We start from the raw sequence: 16,258 nt of genomic DNA, 5'->3' as shown, positions 1-16,258 counted from the left end.
AACTATGTCCTGTGTAATGATCTTCCCAAAAAATAGATATTTCGGTATAACTTTTTGAGAAGTGATTCATTTTTTGGCATAGTTGCTTCTTTTTTGTAATAACATAAATATACTAAAGCCCTAGGCGACCACCATGAACTTTAACGACATTAGAAGTAACGATAAAAGCTTCAGGATCTATTGCATGAATTGCGCGCAGTAATGGGCCATAGCTTTGATTGTCGACAACGAGCATTAGTATTGCTTTTTGGTTGTCACTATAACCGCCGCGAACATCATATACGGTCAGGCTGTGATCGACATTGAGAGCCATTGCCTGAATTTCCTTTGTTTTATGGAGGCTCATGACTTGAATTTGAAATTTGTGATCTAAGCCTGTCTCTATATAGCGCATTACCATAGAAGTAATGACTAACGAAAAACCGGCTAAAAAGAAGGCATTTAATCCCATCGTAAAAATATTAAAGAAGGTTACAATAAAATCAATAACTAGGAGTGAAATCGCAGTGTTGATATGAAAGTACCTACGGATGATTAGCGGTGGCACAGTTGTTCCACCACTAGAAGCATCAATGCGATAGAGCATTGCAATTCCAATTGCAAAAATTGTTCCACCAATAATAACCGCGAGGAGAGAGTCATCAACAATCTTGAAACTAGGTGTTAGATACATGAAAAAGGGTAACAGTAAACTACCCAATGTAATTTTTTGAACAACTTCTCTCTCTAAAAAGAAGAAAGCCAAAATAATCATAATGATGTTTATTACTAGGACTGAAATTGCTGTATTAATCCCAAAAGAAGCGTTCAACAAGATTGCAATTCCAGTTGCCCCACCTGCTGCAACCTCAATTGGTGAGTAGAAAAAATTGATAGAGATAACTATTATTTCAAGTGCCACGACAAGTATCAAAAAATTAATTATTGGTCTTTTGCTGAGGTTTTTTGGCATAGATGACTCCTTCCGTATTACTTGTTAGTAATATTTTACCAAAAATCCAATAATGACGCGAGAATTCTTGTACCAAAATCAGTATTTTAAGTTCTAGGACTTGAGAGTGTTAATTAGACGTGCAATATTTTCAGAAGTTTGTGCAATGTCTGCTTCGCTATCTTTAAATGCACATTCTAGACTTTTAGCACCAGAGACGGTTGAAAAAATAGCATCTATTACATTGTCTTGGTACAAAGCATCGACGTCTTTACCTACATATCCAGCAAGAGCAATTACAGGAGAGTTGGGAGAAATACTTTTAGCAGTTTGCGCAACTCCAAATGGTGTTTTACCATATTTAGTTTGAAAATCAATTCCACCCTCACCAGTGATGATGAAGTCTGCATCCTGTATTTTATTTTTCAAGTTTGAATAATCCACAACGATATCAATTCCGTGTTTCATTTGTGCTGTAGTAAAAGCTAATAGTCCTGCACCTAATCCGCCTGCTGCACCTGCCCCGGGTAATGCTGCCACATTTTTTTTCAGATATTTCTGCAACATTTTTGAGTAATGAACCAAACTTTCGTCTAGTTGCTGTACCATTTTTGCAGTTGCTCCTTTTTGTGGGCCAAAAACTGCGGAGGCACCATTTTTACCAGTCAATGGATTAGTAACATCGGATGCAATCACTATCTTGACCTTACTTAAACGGCAATCGACATTTTGAGTGTCGATTTTAGCAAGCCGTATTAAGGCTGCACCACCAAATGGTAATTCTTTTTCCTTTGAGTCTAGCAAATGGACACCAATAGCCTGAGCCATTCCAGCACCGCCATCATTTGTAGCACTACCACCGATGCCAAGAATAATTTCTTCCACATTGTGATCAAGAGCGTCAAGAATTAACTGGCCTGTTCCAAAAGTAGTTGTAATTAGTGGGTTGGCTGTTGTCTTATTAATGTAGCCAATCCCACTTGCTTCGGCCATTTCAATTACAGCAGTTTTAGAATTTCCAAGCAAGCCATAATTTGCAGTTACTTTTTTCCCGAGAGGGCCGGTGACTTCCTTCGAAATAATGGTACCATTTGTAGCATCGACGAGAGATTGGACAGTTCCTTCGCCGCCATCAGCCATTGGGACAAGTTCAAAAACGGCTGTAGGGAAAATTTTCGAAATGCCTTTTTTTATGGTCAAAGCAACTTCTTTAGCTGTTAGACTTCCTTTGAATGAATCTGGAGCAATGACAAATTTCATGTTTAAAAACCTCACTTAAAATTTTAGAAAACCAAAAATAATTGTTGCAGCTACCATAGCTGTAAGTCCTATGATAGACTCATAAAGGATACACCGTGAACGTTCTTTGATGTCCATATGCATTGCATTTGCAGTGACATGAAAATAGTTACCATGGGGAAGTTGGTCAATTACGATTGCTCCTGTATGAACCATAGCAGCTGCAGCAAGCGGAGTAACTCCAAATCCTAGGATTGCTTTTGAAAATGATCCTGTTGCCAAGATAACACCTGTTGAAGTCGAAGCAGAAGCTGCTGCCATTAAGATTCCTGATAATGGTGCAAGTAAAACACCTGAAATATGGCTAATTTTAATCAAATTAATGATTTGTTCTGGTAAGTTTGAAGAGGTAATGGTCGCTCCAATTGTACCAGCACCGATTAAAATCAAAACAACATCCGTCATTCGATTTATCCCAGAGGCTGCATATTCACGAATTTTATTGCTCTGTTTCATAGCAATCGTACCAATAATAGCGGCAAAGGGGAGTATGTAGAGCGCATCTAAGTTTAAGTTAGTTAGAAAAGTAATATGGAGAAGGGAACCAATTGGATTTAATAATAGCAAGACAACCGCTACTAAGGGAGTTACAAGTGCAGTTTTCAAAGTTGGCAATTGTTTGAGAGATTTTGAACTACTAGGTAATTCAAAATCATGGTCTGTGATCATCGTCCCTTTTTTCTTAAGCAAGTTTGCGATGAAAATTGTCATTGCAAGTGCTAAAATGGCAGGGATTAAATCAGCAACCATAACTTGACTTAACTGCAGGTTGAATCCCTTTGCAGCAGCAATTGTGTTGGGATTAGGCGAAATTATGTTACCTGCTTTTCCACCTCCAGAAAGCGCGATTAGTAAGGATAACTTTGAGATATGCATGCGCTGTCCGACTTCTAGGGCAATCGGTGCAACTATTAGAACAGCGACAGGGATGAAAACGCCAACGGCTGTAATGACCATTGTGGCTAGGGATAATGCAAAAAGTGCAAAGCGATCACCTAGTTTAGTGACAATTGCGCGGGCAATCGTATCAGCGGCTCCTGATTCCATCATGACGCCGGCTAACATTCCTGCTGCAAGGACACGTAAAACTGTGCCCATAACACTTTGTGAACCTTGAATTAAAATATTAATTGTTTGGACTAGGTTTGCACCACCAAGTAAGGCACCGATTATGGCACCTAAAATCAGTGAATAAACAGGGTTAACCTTTTTTAAAATTAAAATAATGGCAATCGCCAAACCGATTAATGCAGCCCACCAAGAAATCGTAAGAGAGGAACTCATTTAAAAACCTCCTAATTGTGAAAAAAGCATCAAAATAAACAACAGAGTACATTGTACTCATATGTGATAATAATTACAAGCCCTTTTGTGTGTTGCTGGATAAGTGTTTGTAATAAAATATATGCGTTAAAAGTACCTATTTATTTTTTATTTTTATAAGCTAATTTAATCACAATTTTTTAAAAAGTTAAGTCGATGTTATTAGAATAATCACTTTAAACAAAAAAAACGACCACTTGCGTAAAATCAGTTTACCTTTTTAACGACATATGGTGTACTTAACTAGAAGGGAAAGAGCGTATGAAGATTAGAGTAGAAATTGATGAAGCGGTTGAAGAAACTGAAGTGGTTATTCGGGCTGCTAGACAAACTGATGATATTAAAAAATTGTATGAAGAAATTTCAAGAAAGGTTATCAACAAAAAAATTAAATTATTTCAAGGAATAGCAGAATTTCACATAAGCAGTTCTAATATACTCTTTTTTGAAACTGATGAGAGAAGTGTAAATGCACATACAAAAACTGATTTATTTGAAACACACTTAAGATTGTATGAGCTTGAAAAGTTGTTACCGCAAAATTTCATGAGAATCTCGAAATCAGCAATTATTAATTTGGATGAAGTATACACGCTAACACGTAGTTTAACAGGAAACTTGGTTGCGTTTCATGAGTCTTATAAGCAAATATATGTTTCGCGAAAATATTTTAAGGATGTAAAAAAAAGATTAGAAAGTAGGGAAAAATAAAATATGAGAGCAAAACGCTTCTTTTTAGGAATTATAATTTTGATACTTGCAATATTACTTGTTTCAACAAAATTAGAAATTATTAGCTTTCAGTTTAAATTTTGGACAATTGTATTGACTGTGTTGTTTATATTTTTATTGGTACAGGGGATGGTATACAGGAGAATTTTACAAAGTGTCTTTTCAATAGCACTTTTGGTAATCCTTTATGCCAAAGAATTAGGGATTGAAAGATTAGGAACATGGACGATTATTTTAGTTGCATTCTTAGTGAGCGCGGGGTTGTCAATGATCTTTAAATCATTTGGCAAGAATAGAAAATGGTATTGGAATTGGAAACACAAAATAAGTTCACTTGAGACGGATACCTCTGAAAAGAAAATAAAAATCAATGAGAGTATGTCCAGCAGTGTTAGGTATATCAAGGCAAACAATCTTGAGCAAGTTGCCATTGATGCGCGGCTTGCATCTTTAAAAGTTTATTTTGATAATGTCCAAATTGAAGGGAATGAAGCAAATATATTTATTAATGGCTCATTAAGTGAAATAATATTGTTCTTCCCTAAAGAATGGAAGATTTCTGTCAATATCAACAGTGTATTGAGCGAAGTTAATACTGCACAAGAAGAAGGAAATGTTTTTGAGAAGAAAATATATCTCAGTGGGAATTTGAATCTAGCAGAATTAAAAATTAAGTATATTTAATAACTATTTTTGGGAGTGAATGTTTATATGGGAATTTTAAAACCCTATTTGAAAAATAATTATCTATCAATAATTGGTGCCGTTATTTCGGTAATTGTACTTGCCGGAAGCACCTTATGGCAGCCTAAGCTTTTACAAACAATTATGAAGGCGATCATTGCAAATAATCGTAATGAGGTCTATGACTATGGAATTCAGCTGATTGTTTTAGCACTAGTCGGAATCGTTGCGGGGATTGCAAGTACATTTTTTTCTGCTAAAGTCGCACAGTCAGTTACCACAGATTTAAGAGCAGATTTATATGCTAAAGTTCAAAAATTTTCTTTTGGAAATATTGAAAAGTTTTCAGCTGGCAGTTTAGTTGTGAGATTAATCAATGACATGAATCAGATTTTGAACCTAGTTATGACAATGTTGACACAAATACTACGAATTCCAATCCTTTTTGTGGGGGCGTTTATCTTGGGAATTATTACAATTCCTAGATTATGGTGGATTGAAATTGTAATGATTCTATTGATATTATCGTTAACAGGTGCTGTTTTCTCGCATATGGGTAATTTGTTTGGAAGATTTCAAAAGTGGTTGGATCAGATGAATACAGTTGCTAAGGAATCGATGCAGGGTATTAGGGTTGTTAAATCATTCAACCAAGAAAAAAATGAAACCAAGAAATTTGCGGCGACAGCAGATGAACTGAAAAATTTGAATTTGACAATTGGATACTTATTTTCATTATTGATTCCTGCTTTTATGTTAATTTCAAATTTGATGATTTTACTAGCAGTTTATTTTATTGGAGCAAAAATTGTAAGCCATCCAAATGATTTAGCAGCAATTGCATCCTTTATCTCTTATCTGATGCAATTAATGTTTGCTATCATAATTGGTGCGATGACAATGACAATGGCATCTAGAGGAATGATTGCATTAAAACGTGTCAAAGAGGTATTAGAAACAAAACCTGATGTTGTGTTCAATACCAGCTCAGATGAAAATTCTTTAACCTCAGATGTTGAATTTGAGAATGTTAGTTTTGCTTACCCCAATGCTAATGATGATTCTTTAAAAAACGTTTCATTTAAAATTAAAGCTGGTAGTTTTGTCGGAATTGTTGGTTCTACAGGATCTGGTAAAACAACTTTGGCACAGTTGATTGCGCGCTTATATGACCCAACAAAAGGTGGCGTTAAGATTGGCGGTAAAAATTTACAGACAATTACTGCAGCAACATTACGTACAACCGTTAGTTTTGTTTTACAAAAATCTATTCTTTTTTCCGGTACAATCGCAGACAATTTAAAACAAGGTAAAGCTGATGCAACAAATGAAGAGATGGAATGGGCACTAGACGTAGCTCAGGCTAAGGAGTTTGTCGATAAATATGAGGATGGTGTAAAACATCATGTTGAGGAGCGCTCGGCCAACTTTTCTGGTGGCCAAAAGCAAAGGTTGTCAATTGCACGGGGAATCATTGGAAAGCCTCAAATATTAATTCTTGATGATTCAACGTCTGCATTGGATGCAAAATCTGAGAAATTGGTGCAAAAGGCGCTTGAAAGTAAGATGCAAGCGACAACAGTCTTTATGATTGCTGAAAAAATATCTTCAGTAATAAAAGCAGACACGATTTTAGTGCTTGATAATGGTGAGTTAGTTGGAATAGGGACACACTCGGAATTATTAAAGAGTTCACCAATTTATCAAGAAATATATGCTGCACAGCTTTCACGGATAGGAGGACAAGCATAGTGAAGGATTTTAAGTTATCAATTGCATATTTCAAACATTATTTAAAACCTTACTGGAAAGGGTTGCTCTTTGTTGTAGCATTAACAATTGTTTCTACTTGGGCACAGATAAAAGCACCAGTTTATCTTGGAAAAGCTATGACAAACCTCAGCAGATATTTAGTTGCCTATATGAATCCGGCAACTCATCAAGAGGCATCCTTAGACAGCTTTCACAATGCACTTTGGATGATACTGGGTTTTTATCTTTTATCAATATGTACCATGCTGATCTCAAGCTTGTTGATCTCTCGGATAAATGCCTTATCAACTAATAAGATGCAACGCGGATTGTTTAGCAAGCTGCAAAAGATGACGATCAGCTATTTTGATAGACACCAAGATGGTAAAATTCTATCATTGTTTACATCCGATTTAGATAACATTTTTAATGCGATGAATCAAGCGATTTTCGAATTGATTTCACAGGTAGTACTCTACATAGGGGTCATCTGGATGATGTTTTCATTGAATGTGAAGTTGGCATGGGCGACTGTCGCCTTAACACCAATTGTGGTTTTAATTGCTTTTTTTGTTATTCGGAAGGCAAGGTATTACATTGATAATCAGCAAGATGAAATCAGTCAGTTAAACGGGTATATTAATGAGCAAATTAATGGTGAAAAAATAATTATCACCAATGGACTTCAAGAAAAGTCTGTGGAAGGTTTCAAGAGTTTAAATGAACGTGTGCGGAAGTCGACGTTTAAAGGGCAACTATATTCAGGGATGCTTTTCCCATTAATGCAGGGATTGTCACTGCTTAACTTGGCAATTGTCATAGCATATGGTTCTTGGATGGTAATCAATGGTGATGTAAGCAAGGCTGTTGGGCTGGGTTTAGTAGTTACATTTGTACAGTATTCACAGCAATACTTTCAACCTATTACGCAGATTACATCCATGTATTCCATGCTGCAATTGGCATTAACGGGTGCTAAAAGATTGAGTAATGTGCTAAAACAACCCGAAGAGCAAGTAAATAAAGACGGACGTGAACTTTTGAAGATTAATGAGGATGTCGCGCTGAAAAATGTTCACTTTGAATACAACAGCGGGAAAGAAATTTTACATGGAATTGATATTGCTGTGAAAAAGGGCAAGATGGTTGCTTTAGTTGGACCAACTGGCTCAGGTAAAACGACTGTGATGAATTTGTTGAATCGTTTTTACGATGTAACAAATGGGGAAGTTCTATTTGATGGAACAAATGTAAAAGATTTTGAACTGCATTCTCTACGTAAAAATGTTGGAATCGTATTACAGGACTCAATTCTATTTTCAGGGACAATTGCAGACAACATCAAATTTGGATTACCAGAAGCAACTGATAAGCAAATGATTGCTGCGGCAAAACAGGCACATATTCATGACTATATTGAGAGCTTACCAGACAAATACGAAACCAAGGTCAATGATGAAAATTCTGTATTATCTGTGGGTCAGAAACAATTACTTAGTATTGCCAGAACATTGTTAACTGATCCTAGTTTCTTAATTTTAGATGAGGCAACCTCAAATGTTGATATGGTTACAGAAGAAAAGATTAAAAAGGCGATGGATAACGTGATTGCTGGCAGAACAAGTTTTGTCATTGCTCATCGTCTTAAAACAATCGTGGAAGCAGATGAAATTATTGTTTTAAAAGATGGAATAGTGATAGAACGGGGGACCCATCAAAAATTGCTGAAGGAAAAGGGCTTCTATTACAATCTGTATGTTAATCAAATGGTATTTGAATAGATAATTACAAAATAAGAGGTAGGTATGCATGATAGCAAAGGAATTTTTTAACGTCTTCCTAGTACAAGGACTTGATGAGAGAATGCAGGTTATTAGAGAAAATGTGCAGCCAGAATTTAAGGTACTAGCGGGAAAGCTGATTCCTTTCTTTGAGTCACAATGTGGCAAAGAGTTCTACGCACATGTGGCACAACATCGGAGAAGAACAAAGTACGCTCCAGAAATCACATGGTGCGCATTTAGCCAACAAAAAAGAGGATACAAAATGGAACCACATTTTCAAATAGCAGTCAATAAAGACTATCTTGCACTGTGGTTGTCATTTATTGATAATCCCAAGGGAGAAGAAAAAATGGCTGCTGCATTTGTCAATAATCCAGAAAAAATATTTGCTCTGCCAAAAGATTTTGATGTGTCACTCGATCATACTAAAAGTAAGACTGAAAAAGTTGGAAGTGTAAATCTGATTGAAGATCTGAAAAGATGGGAAAATATAAAAAAAGGTGAATTTCAAATTGGAAAAGTTTTTCCCAAAGAATATTTTAAAAAAAATGGCAGTGAAGAGTTCATTACTACAATGTATAATGTTTTTGCGAAATTAGTCCCTGTTTATCAGGCTGCAATGAGTAGTATAGTTAGAGATTAATATCAAAAAAATGAGTGTGATATAAGTCGAGGAAACTTCGAGTTAGACGGAGAATTTTGACTTATAAAATAAGTTTATTCGTAATAAATAATAATGGGTCTGTGACAAAAGTTAACTTTTGTCACAGACCCTATTTGTTATTTAATTTTAACTATAGATGTAAATTAAAGCATATGACTAAGCAAGTGTATTAACTGGGTTTAGCGGTTTTCCGTGTTTAATCGCTGCATCAACGTTAGCAATTGCACCGAATGCCATTGCTTCAAGGCTTTCGGTAGTCAGTGCAGCAGCATGATTTGTAATAATTACATTAGGATCAGCGATTAGTTTTTCAAGTGAAATTTCGTCATTATCGTATACATCCAAGCCCACGGCACTTAACAAGCCCCGCTGCAAGCCTTTAAGCAAAACAGAATTTCTAACTAGCTCACCACGACTTGTATTAAGTAAGATAGGTTGCTTTTTGGTGTTCTTGATAACTTCATCGGTAATCATATATTTTGTATCTGATGTTACTGGGAGATGAAGTGAGATAATGTTACTTGTTGAAAATAGTTCATCTAAGCTGACCTGCTTAGCATAAGTTGATTCTCTTTTTGAACGATTATAAAAAATAACGTGCGCACCTAACGCAGACATCAGTTCAGCAAATTTTTTACCGATGAATCCCCAACCCACAACTCCTACAGTTTTTCCATGCAGTTCTGTACCTGTCGCTGGTGATAAATCATTTTTCCTATTCATCTTGTTATAGCCCAAGCCTTTTAGTAAGTAGATTGCAAGTGCTAAGCTATGTTCAGCGACGGCTTGAGCGTTAGCACCCGGAGTATTAGAGACCCAAATATTCATATCAGTTGCTAATTTAAGTGGAACGTTATCGGTACCAGCTCCATTACGCGCGATAATTTTTAAATTTGGTAATGCGGTAATAAATCTCGGATCAACAGGCTCAATGTTGCGCACGATTATTCCCTCATATGCAGAGAATTCTTGCGGTACAAGTTGATCAAAAGCCTGAGCGTTGGGTAATAAAGTAAAGTCATAGCCTAAATCTGAAATCCTTTGTTTGGCTTGTGGAACCAAGTCACCTAATAGTAGTATTTTATTCATAAATGAGCCTCCCTTGATAAACTATTTTTTTGTTTTGTGAAAAAATAGTTTTCTAATTAAAATAAGTAAAGATAATGATGTGATTGTCAAAATGGTGCCAATTACCGATATTAATTTACCACTCTTCAATCCGGGAGTGGAGTAGATTAATTGAATGTGATGAGATCCAGATTGGAGTTGTGCTCCTAAAAATCCTGTATTTGTCTTAATAGCTTTTAATCTTTTACCATTATCATAGATACTCCAACCTTTAGAAAATGGAATTGATGAAGTTAAAATTCCATTTTTAATAGTTTTAATTGTACCAGTAATATTATTTTTGGAGAACTTCAACGATTTTAAGCGGTTTTTTTGAATTTTTGCAACTTCTTTGTTATACGTTTTTCCCAATTTTTCAGCAACAATTTTAAGCTTGAAATCATATGTTCCCAATTTGGATGGTGTTAAAGTAAAATACTTGGGAGTCGAAGTAAAGTATCCTAGATTTAGCACGCCAGATGTTACGGTCTTATAAAATGACAATTCTGATTGCTTGGGCTGGGTAATGCTTTCTGTTCCTAGGCTCGAAGAAACCTTTATGCTAAAGCTGTTATCAGGCGAACCATTTAGAATGTGATAGCGAAGGTAGCGGTAGTAATTATAGCTGTCATTATTAGTAATAATCCCATTTGAAGTAAGTGTGGCCTGCTTAATTTGTTCAATCTGAATCTGATTTGTTAGTGATAATTGATGATATTTGATATTGCTAAGTTCAATATGCAATTCACTGTCTTTATAATTATCTGGATTTTTCAAGATAATTTTGTAGGTTTCCGTACTGTCTAAATGTTCAAGCTTGGATGTACTTACAATGTTGCCACGACTGGAAACGAGATAGTATTCGAGTTCTTGTGTGTCATTTGTTAATTTTGCTTTGGGATAGTGTTTAGTTATTGAATTACTTACACGTACTCCAGATGCTAACGCACGTTCCTTAGCAGTTGTTGTCATTGATTTTAATTGCTTAGAATCAATGACAGTATTTTGCCAATAGATAAGTGGAAAAGCTTGTTTGGTTCTATAGCGGATAGTTTGCGTGTCATTACTGTCTGATTGATTGTCACTTCCACTTGTTGACCGAGTTGAGGCTTTTTCGGGCAGGTAATTAACTGGAATTTTAGCTGAATTTTGCTGGTTTATTTGGGCAAAAATATATCTGACACCTAAAAAGTTATTTAAGACAGTTCTGTCACTGAACTGACTAATTGGAATATTTGCTTCGTATTGTGAGTTTTGCATTTTGCGAGCAAAATCACCAACGTTAACATTTTGTAATGAATAATATGAGGTAATTGAATTTAATTTATTAGGCTGTGCATTGTACATATGGAAACTGTTACCTAAGTTATAATTTTGACTAATGGTTGAAACGCGATATGAATTGGATGACTTTATATCCTTATCCAAACCAGCATACCTTGTTTTAATAAGTTTTTCGAAGCTTTTGAGAGGAAGCATTTCGTTTGAATAACCACCATTATAAGGAGCTTCAAAATAAATAGCGTTGAAAATAACATTGACTACAATTAAGGCTAGAAAAGCATAATTAGAATGGTTCTTTTGCCCACTTGAGTAGTAGATTAAAAAGCCATAACTAATAAATAAAAAGGCCATTGGAATAAAAAGCTTCTCATCATTCTGAAAGAAGTAAGTTAAAAAAATCCAGCAGCTATATATTGCAAGACAATAAGTTAAAGTTAATTTTGTTTTATGCGTTAACTTATCAAGTTGTCCAATTAATATGCAGACTGAAATCGCAATTGGGAGTGATAGCATTAGAGTCCAACGATTAGAGGGAGAAGTTAGACCGTTAAATAGTGCGCCAAATTGTGGAAACAACAGCATTATTAAACCTAAAATAAAACTTGTACCCAGCAACGGATAATTCTTTATCTTGATAAGAATAAAGACAATTGCAAAAAAACTGATACTGGCAAATCCCAAGGCACTCCAGAAATAGAAATTACGATTGCCGCCATTAATTAATTGTGAAGGCAGTGCAAGGTAATAGTAAAGTGGATAAAGGCGTAAGCCGTTTGCGAAAGGGGCATTACTGCGTGTAGATGAAAAGACAGCCAGCATCTCTGGAACCCATAAAATAGCGGTTATGGAAAGTGAGATGATTGTACTTAATCCCAGCTTGAAAAAAGTTTTGAAAAATCCTATTTTTTTGCGATAAGTTATTAGATAGCGTAGTCCCAAATATAATAGTGCACCAAATCCTAGAATATAGGCAAAATAAAAATTGCTAAAAAGCATCCAGCAAAAAGCGAATGTTAAAGGCCAAATTGATTTTTGCTGCAACACACGCTCAATTCCAAGTATTAATAATGGGAAAATCATAAAAGGGATGGAAAAGAAAGGCTGGGCAATATTAGCATAAAGCAAGAATGCATTGAATAAGTAGACAACTGTTCCAGAAAGAATTATTGTGTTTTTAAAAGAAAAATGAGATGCAAAATAACAAAAAATAAGGCCAACACAATATAGCCGCAGTATAATTAAAAATTGATATGCAAAAATAATTTTGGAAGCTGGAAATAATAAAATCAAATAATTAAAAAGATCACCTGTAACATAGTAAGCATTAATTTGGAAAATATCCCCACCAAGTCCAAGCTTGAATGACCATTGAGGCCAAGGTGAAAAGGGGTGTCTTAGTATGTTGAGCAGTGTTTTACGAAACTCTTCTAACAATGGAAGATGTTGTTGTGCACCATCTAGATGCCAGATTAGAGAGTGACCGGTAACAAAATATGTACCATACACAAAAAAAGCAATAAGAGCAAAAATTGCAGTATATTGCAAGTACAACTTCAAATTATTTTTTTTAGTAAATGAGAATGTCAAAGAAACTCCTCCTAGAAAAAACTAACTAATAAGTACAGAAAAGATTATTTACTTATTTTTGCTGCCAACTCATTTACAAAAACATCCAATTGTTGCAAGGCTTCTTCTGTGTCTGGAGCTAGGTTTATTTTTACACTTGTAGTACCCTTGGTAGCGCCTGTTTTTTCGAAAGCTGCCGCAAATTTGTCAACAGCAACACAATAATATTCACCATAGAAAGTATCACCAGAGCCTGCAACTCCATAAATTTTTCCTGTTAGGTCGAGGTTCTCTAATTCTTCAAAAAAGTCAATTCCCTCATCAGGAAGTGCACCCTCGTCATATGTATAGGGTACAACAATGCACAAATCGACATCTTCAAAATCAGATGGATCGCACTGTGAGATTTCTTCAATATCGACAGTGATGTTCTTTTTTTCCAATTTTTCTGTCACAATATCAGCAATGTCCTCATTATTTCCGGTAATTGAAGCAAATACAACCTTAGCTTTAGTCATTCATATTGACCCTCTTTCAGTAATCTATCACTAGTTATTATAACAGAACTTTATATTTGCATTTAAAGTAATTGAAACATTATGCTAAATTTAGGATATAATAGATATGTATATTAAATTGGAGGCAAAGAATTATGATTACATTGAAATCACCACGAGAAATTAAAGAAATGGCAAAGTCGGGTGCAATTCTTGCAGGGATGCATGTCGGATTGCGAGATATTATTAAGCCAGGAATTTCTAGTTGGGAGATTGAAAAATTTGCACGTAAGTACTTTAAAGATAACGGTGCAATTCCTGAACAAATTGGTTTTGAGGGTTATAAGTATGCAACATGTATTAGCATAAATGATGAGATTTGTCATGGTTTCCCAAGAAAAGGGCTGATTTTGAAGGATGGAGATTTAATCAAGGTTGATACTGTTGTCAATTATCATGGTGCGATGAGCGATTCATGTTGGAGTTATGTTGTGGGAAAATCAACGCCAGAGATTGACCGCTTGATGAAAGTAACAAAAGAAGCACTTTATTTAGGCATAGAACAGGCCCAAGTTGGAAAAAGAATTGGTGATATTGGTGCTGTGATTCAACACTATACTGAAGATGTTAATGGATATGGTGATGTTCGTGATTTTATCGGTCATGGAATTGGGCCAACGATGCATGAAAATCCTAGTGTTCCACACTACGGCGAAGCTGGAAAAGGACTGAGACTGCGTGCAGGAATGACTATCACTATTGAACCAATGATTAATATGGGAACATGGAGAGCTGAGATGGATGATCCAAATGGCTGGACTGCACGGACAGCCGATGGAAGTCTGTCATGCCAATTTGAACATACACTTGTAATCACCGAAGATGGTCCTAAAATTTTAACTTCACAAGATCCAGAATTTGATAAAAAATATTTGCTTGATTAATGTTAATTTTTTTTATAAAATAGATTTTGTTATTCCGCTGATAACAAAAATTGCTGATGATTGTTACGAATAGAATAAGTGTTATAATCGTAGAAAAGCGTATAAGAAGGAGCTAGTACTTATGAAAGTTAGAAAAGCCGTTATCCCTGCTGCTGGTTTGGGAACTCGTTTTTTACCAGCAACTAAGGCACTTGCTAAGGAAATGTTGCCCATAATTGATAAGCCAACAATCCAATATATTGTGGAAGAGGCAAAAAAATCTGGAATTGAAGATATCTTAGTTGTAACTGGAAAAGGTAAGCGACCAATTGAAGATCATTTTGATTCCGTTCCTGAATTAGAACAAAATCTTAAAGAAAAAGGGAAGACTGAATTATTAAAACTTGTTGAGCAAACAACAGATATTAACCTGTACTTTATTCGACAGTCACATCCTAGAGGACTTGGCGATGCTGTTTTGATGGCAAAAGACTTTGTAGGAAATGAGCCTTTTGTCGTGATGCTTGGTGATGACTTGATGAGGGATAAGGTTCCATTGACTAAGCAGCTAATTGACCGCTACGATCAAACACATGCTTCAACACTTGCTGTAATGCGTGTTCCCCACGAAGAAGTTAATAAGTATGGGGTAATCGATCCGGGTTCCGAAACGAGCAAGGGGCTATTTGATGTAAAGCAGTTTGTTGAAAAACCGGATGTTGACAAAGCTCCTAGTGATCTTGCAATTATTGGACGTTATCTTTTGACACCTGAGATATTTGGAATGTTAGAAACGCAAAAACCAGGTGCAGGTAATGAAATTCAATTAACGGATGCAATTGATAGGCTAAATAAAATTCAACGGGTATTTGCACATGAATTTAAGGGTGAGCGGTTTGACGTTGGATACAAGTTTGGCTATCTAAAAACTTCAATCCAGTTTGGTCTTGAGCATCCTGAAGTTAAGGATGACTTAATTGCTTACATTAAGGAATTATCCAAAAAATTGAAATAAAGTTTGAAGCAAAAAAAGATTCGTTTTTTTAGACGAATCTTTTTTCATATTTTTATTGAATTTATTTAAGATATATCTGATAATTAACTTTGGAAACTTTTTTAGAAATTATTTATTGGGGGTATGAGAATGGCTAGAAAAAAAAGCCATACTAGGACGAACAAAAAAGTATTATGGGGATTGATAACCATAATCGTGGTGGTTGCTATTTGTATCTTAGGGGGGACTAATACATTTATCCGAGATAAGTTTACAGGTGTCTTCAGTGATAGTGTAAAATCACAAAAAGTAGAGTATCAAAAGCAGCAGAGTATTGCTCAAAAAAAGTATGGCAAAGCTAGTGCATCTGATAGCGAGAGCAGTCAAAAAAGCTCAACAACAGATACTTCTGGAAGCAGCAAGTCGAGTAGTTCAGAAGTAAATAAGAAAAGTAGTGGGGTATCAAGTAGTGAAGCGATGAACTCAACTGCTGCAACAACCTCTTCAACTTACAAGAGCTATGTAGTTGAGGCAGGTGATACATTGTCCACTATTGCCAATGAGTATGGAACGACAGTTACCAGATTGATGACCATTAATGATTTGAGTACAGGGACTATTTCTACTGGGACGACTCTAAGAGTTCCAACAAGCACAGGATCGTCAAGCACGAATTCATCGCGGACCTCTAGCACTGACTAAATAATTAAGGCGGTGT

General features: G+C 35.6%; 14 protein-coding genes. 8 read left to right on the top strand and 6 right to left on the bottom strand.

The window, feature by feature from the left end; translation table 11 throughout:
• Positions 1-112: 112 nt before the first annotated feature.
• The 3 genes from ABF682_RS06370 to ABF682_RS06360 all read right to left on the bottom strand — a co-directional run bounded on the left by ABF682_RS06370 (position 113) and on the right by ABF682_RS06360 (position 3,514).
• On the bottom strand, positions 113-952 hold the full coding sequence (locus ABF682_RS06370; protein ID WP_289980189.1) for a YitT family protein: 840 nt from the start codon (positions 950-952) through the stop codon (positions 113-115).
• A 93-nt stretch (positions 953-1,045) separates the two neighbouring features.
• Positions 1,046-2,191, bottom strand: a complete 1,146-nt coding sequence (locus ABF682_RS06365; protein ID WP_415619307.1) for a glycerate kinase — start codon at positions 2,189-2,191, stop codon at positions 1,046-1,048.
• 15 nt (positions 2,192-2,206) lie between these two features.
• Positions 2,207-3,514 carry a GntP family permease gene (locus tag ABF682_RS06360; protein WP_289980185.1) on the bottom strand — a complete coding sequence of 436 codons (1,308 nt, stop codon included), beginning with the start codon at positions 3,512-3,514 and terminating at the stop codon, positions 2,207-2,209.
• Between the two features lie 300 nt (positions 3,515-3,814).
• Here ABF682_RS06360 and ABF682_RS06355 point away from each other — a divergent pair, with 300 nt between their 5' ends.
• From ABF682_RS06355 to ABF682_RS06335, 5 genes are read left to right on the top strand one after another with little or no spacing between them, the layout of a single operon-like run.
• Complete coding sequence (locus ABF682_RS06355; RefSeq protein ID WP_289980183.1) at positions 3,815-4,264, top strand: LytTR family DNA-binding domain-containing protein; 450 nt, start codon at positions 3,815-3,817, stop codon at positions 4,262-4,264.
• Positions 4,265-4,267: 3 nt separating this feature from the next.
• A complete protein-coding gene (locus ABF682_RS06350) occupies positions 4,268-4,969 on the top strand; it encodes a LiaF transmembrane domain-containing protein (protein ID WP_415619306.1) in 702 nt (233 codons plus the stop codon).
• 27 nt (positions 4,970-4,996) lie between these two features.
• On the top strand, positions 4,997-6,721 hold the full coding sequence (locus tag ABF682_RS06345) for an ABC transporter ATP-binding protein (RefSeq protein WP_289980180.1): 1,725 nt from the start codon (positions 4,997-4,999) through the stop codon (positions 6,719-6,721).
• Complete coding sequence (locus ABF682_RS06340) at positions 6,721-8,502, top strand: ABC transporter ATP-binding protein (RefSeq protein ID WP_289980178.1); 1,782 nt, start codon at positions 6,721-6,723, stop codon at positions 8,500-8,502. The genes ABF682_RS06345 and ABF682_RS06340 overlap by 1 nt, the downstream gene beginning before the upstream one ends.
• Positions 8,503-8,530: 28 nt before the next feature.
• Positions 8,531-9,148, top strand: a complete 618-nt coding sequence (locus tag ABF682_RS06335) for a DUF1054 family protein (protein ID WP_289980176.1) — start codon at positions 8,531-8,533, stop codon at positions 9,146-9,148.
• A 177-nt stretch (positions 9,149-9,325) separates the two neighbouring features.
• On the opposite strand, the gene ABF682_RS06330 is transcribed toward ABF682_RS06335, so the two are convergent.
• Genes ABF682_RS06330 through ABF682_RS06320 form a run of 3 tightly spaced genes read right to left on the bottom strand, consistent with a single transcriptional unit; the run spans position 9,326 to position 13,644 of the window.
• On the bottom strand, positions 9,326-10,258 hold the full coding sequence (locus ABF682_RS06330; protein WP_415619305.1) for a 2-hydroxyacid dehydrogenase: 933 nt from the start codon (positions 10,256-10,258) through the stop codon (positions 9,326-9,328).
• Positions 10,259-10,279: 21 nt separating this feature from the next.
• The gene (locus ABF682_RS06325; RefSeq protein WP_415619304.1) at positions 10,280-13,147 is read right to left on the bottom strand and encodes a YfhO family protein; all 2,868 of its coding nucleotides are present in this window, start codon (positions 13,145-13,147) and stop codon (positions 10,280-10,282) included.
• A 44-nt stretch (positions 13,148-13,191) separates the two neighbouring features.
• Positions 13,192-13,644 (bottom strand): flavodoxin, encoded by a 453-nt coding sequence (locus ABF682_RS06320; protein ID WP_289980166.1) that lies wholly within the window; start codon positions 13,642-13,644, stop codon positions 13,192-13,194.
• Between the two features lie 134 nt (positions 13,645-13,778).
• Here ABF682_RS06320 and map point away from each other — a divergent pair, with 134 nt between their 5' ends.
• The 3 genes from map to ABF682_RS06305 all read left to right on the top strand — a co-directional run bounded on the left by map (position 13,779) and on the right by ABF682_RS06305 (position 16,242).
• Entirely contained in the window at positions 13,779-14,567 is a 789-nt protein-coding gene (gene map, locus ABF682_RS06315) for a type I methionyl aminopeptidase (RefSeq protein WP_289980163.1), read from the top strand.
• Positions 14,568-14,688: 121 nt separating this feature from the next.
• On the top strand, positions 14,689-15,561 hold the full coding sequence (galU, locus tag ABF682_RS06310) for a UTP--glucose-1-phosphate uridylyltransferase GalU (RefSeq protein WP_289980162.1): 873 nt from the start codon (positions 14,689-14,691) through the stop codon (positions 15,559-15,561).
• A gap of 129 nt (positions 15,562-15,690) precedes the next feature.
• Entirely contained in the window at positions 15,691-16,242 is a 552-nt protein-coding gene (locus ABF682_RS06305; protein WP_415619303.1) for a LysM peptidoglycan-binding domain-containing protein, read from the top strand.
• Positions 16,243-16,258 lie beyond the last annotated feature (16 nt).

Origin of the sequence: Liquorilactobacillus sp., from assembly GCF_047719775.1 — a bacterium.
GTDB lineage: Bacteria > Bacillota > Bacilli > Lactobacillales > Lactobacillaceae > Liquorilactobacillus.
Note: the sequence above shows the minus strand (reverse complement) of the source record. Positions and strands in the feature narration are given on the sequence as shown.